Genomic DNA, 3,334 nt, shown 5'->3' on the forward strand with positions numbered 1-3,334 from the left:
ATTTTTCTGCTTTCTCTAATAAGATTCCTTTTCACACGGCATTTCGCACTCAAATATATGCTGAAAACAGAGGTGATGCCTCCACTGTTTCTGCAGGACCTATGAGTGCAGATTTTCATTTTGGAATGATGGCACAACCTATTCCTACGCTGAAAGTTATGGCAGGATGGGATATTGATAGTTTTACCGCTGGTCTGGGAATTAACTATAAAAATATCGGAATAGACTATACCTGGGTTAACGGCTTACCTGATGCCTTAGGTTCCTCGCAAAGGTTGAGCCTGAACTATAAATGGTAAAGCTTGCTCTCCTTGGAGCAACAGGTTCCGTCGGCTCCTCCACCATTGAAGTAGTAAAAGAGCAGAATGAACATTTTGTTATCACCCTTGCTTCTGCGCATAGAAACTGGTATAACCTCTGCCAGATAGCGGGTGAACTATCCATTCCTAAAGTTGTTCTCACCGGTATAGAAGATACTGCTCAGCAAGCATTTATCCGCAATCAATATCCTAATTTGAAGATATATTTCGGGATAAATGATCTGCTAAACCTGCTTCAAGAGGAGGATTATAACCTTGCTTTGAATGCTATAAGCGGCTCTGCAGGTTTAAGAAGCAGCTTTGCCATCGTTCAACGCGGGAAAAATCTGGCTCTGGCAAATAAGGAATCACTGGTTATGGCAGGACATCTTTTGATGCCTCTTATAAAGTCACAAGGGATTAAAATACTGCCGGTAGATAGTGAACATAGTGCAATATTTCAACTATTAGAAGGGCATCCTCATAAGGAAATACGAAAGATTTACATCACTGCTTCGGGAGGTGCTCTTCGCGATGTTCCTTTAGATGAGTTGGAAAATATAACCTTAGAAAGGGCATTGCAACATCCTAATTGGTCAATGGGGACAAAAGTAACGCTTGATTCAGCGACAATGTTCAATAAAGCACTGGAAGTGATGGAAGCGCACTGGCTTTTTGACCTGGATTTTGAACAGATAGATTGTGTGCTTCAGCCTCAATCTGTTGTCCATTCACTGGTAGAATTCATTGATGGAGCAATTTTTGCACAATTAAGTCAACCAGATATGAAATTACCCATTCTCTATGCTCTATCCTATCCTGAGCGTTTACCTTCCAAATTGGTGCAGACCGATTTGAAACATCTGGGAAATCTGGAGTTTTCTCCCATTCCCACCGAACGCTATCCTCTTTTTATTCTCGGACTTCAGGTAGCTTATGCAGGAGGAATTTTACCAACCGTGCTAAATAGTGCCAATGAAGCAGCTTTGCGTCTTTTTCAGGCGGGGAAAATTAGATATGCTGATATATACAAAATTTGTCAGGAGGCAGTGCAAAATTGCATCAATGAGCCAGAACCTTCGTTGGAGCAGATATTAACGGTTAATGAGCAGGTCTGTCAGCGTATCTTGAGACAATACAATTTTGGAGATATACAATGAAAAAAAGACTTTTAATTGCAACAGGAGGAGGAGATTGCCCTGGATTAAATGCGGTTATCCGTGCTATAGTGAAAAGAGCACAACAGGAACCGGAATGGGAAATCCTGGGAAGTATTGATGCTTTCAATGGCATCCTGATGGACCCTATTCATCTGGTAGAACTAACTCCAGAAAAAGTTGCCGGGATTCATGTTCAAGGTGGAACTATTATCGGCACTACCAATCAAGGTGGTCCTTTTTCTTGGCCCGTGAAAAATCCAGATGGAAGCTGGACGGTAATAGACCGTTCCGCTGATTTTATGGAAAGAATCCGCAATGAAAATATTGAGGCAATCATTAATATCGGAGGAGATGGTTCCCAAAGAATCTCTCAAGGATTGTTTGAATTGGGATGTCATATCATTGGAGTGCCCAAAACTATTGATAATGACCTTTCTGCCACGGATTTTACTTTCGGATTTCAAACTGCTGTAGATATTGCCACTGATGCCGTGGATAAACTTGTTACCACTGCAGCCAGTCACCATAGAATCTTGATTTTAGAAGTTATGGGACGCTATGCTGGTTGGATAGCGCTTCATGCATCTATTGCAGGTGGTGCTGAAGTTTGCCTTATTCCAGAGATTGATTACGATATCAATTCCGTGATGGAAGCTCTAAAGCGTCGTACAGCTTCCGGGAAAGAGTTTGCCAATATCGTCATAGCAGAAGGAGCAAAACCCAAAGGTGGCTCTTTAAGCTATCTGGAAGAAGATAATCCTTGCGGAGCGAAAAGACTTTATGGTGCAGGATTAAGGCTGGAACAGGAATTGAAAGATGCGGGATGCGAGATTGAAATTAGGACTGCTATCCTTGGTCATCTACAAAGAGGTGGACGTCCTAATGCTTTTGACCGCATTCTTGCCTCTCAATTTGGAGTTAAAGCTTTTGAACTGGTTCTACAAGAAAAATGGGGATATATGGTTTCCTATAGACATCCTAATATCGTGGCTGTGCCTATTATAGACGCAATAAAAGAATATAACTATGTGAGTCCCGATTCCGATTTGGTGAATACTGCACGTGGTTTAGGAATCTGTCTGGGAGATTGAAATAAAGGAGAAATGATGGATTTGAAAAGCTTCAATTTCCTCTATGGGAAGGTTCATAAAGCTTCTAAAGAAGAGATAATGAAGGAACTTCATCTTTCCGAAGAAGAATATCAAGAGCTGGAAGAAAGTTTATCCGAAACACTACAACAGATTATTGAAGAAAAAGATAAAGCAAAAACAATAGGACCGGATTTTGTTCGCTTGACCAGCTATCTTTATGAAGATATCAGCGATCAGCAAAAGGGTTTGCCTCATCCGCCAGCTATCAAACCAAGAACGGGAGAAAAAATTACCCTTCCTGCTCCCGAAACTTTAACTATGCCAGAAATCTCCCTTGCTCAAGCTATTAATCAGAGAAAAAGTCTACGAAAATATTCCCCTCAACCTCTTTCTCTGCCGGAACTATCATTTTTGCTCTGGGCAACCTGCTGGGTAAAAGAATTCCATAGCACTAAATACAATGAATTTACCAGACGCAATGTCCCTTCTGCGGGAAGTCGTCATCCAATGGAATGCTATCTTCTTATAAATAAAGTTGAAAGTGTGCCACCTGGTCTATATTACTATCATCCACTGGAACACGCTCTGATTAAACTCCAGACTTCATCTGATATCGCTAAAGAGATATATGAAGCTTGCCTGGAACAATCAATGGTCATAGAAGATGCTGTAACTTTTATTTTTACGGCAGTTCCTTATCGTGCCAGTTGGAGATATCAGCAAAGAGCCTATCGCTATCTGTATGTTGATGTTGGACATATAGGACAAAATGTCCATCTTGCTG

3 protein-coding genes and 1 pseudogene are annotated in these 3,334 nt (G+C 41.2%); all 4 read left to right on the plus strand.

The features are described 5' to 3' along the window. Positions 1–299: pseudogene (locus tag E0946_RS07290) on the plus strand (hypothetical protein); the annotation flags it as partial. Continuing rightward, a complete protein-coding gene (gene dxr, locus E0946_RS07015; protein WP_133201753.1) occupies positions 293–1,459 on the plus strand; it encodes a 1-deoxy-D-xylulose-5-phosphate reductoisomerase in 1,167 nt (388 codons plus the stop codon). The pseudogene E0946_RS07290 and the gene dxr, both read left to right, overlap by 7 nt. Continuing rightward, the gene (locus tag E0946_RS07020) at positions 1,456–2,550 is read left to right on the plus strand and encodes a 6-phosphofructokinase (protein ID WP_133201754.1); all 1,095 of its coding nucleotides are present in this window, start codon (positions 1,456–1,458) and stop codon (positions 2,548–2,550) included. Before dxr ends, E0946_RS07020 begins: the two co-directional genes overlap by 4 nt. 15 nt (positions 2,551–2,565) lie before the next feature. Next, positions 2,566–3,334, plus strand: a 769-nt coding sequence (locus E0946_RS07025) for a SagB/ThcOx family dehydrogenase (protein WP_207930832.1), incomplete at its 3' end; no start/stop codon positions are given.

This window comes from Candidatus Syntrophosphaera thermopropionivorans, from assembly GCF_004353895.1.
GTDB classification, from domain to species: domain Bacteria; phylum Cloacimonadota; class Cloacimonadia; order Cloacimonadales; family Cloacimonadaceae; genus Syntrophosphaera; species Syntrophosphaera thermopropionivorans.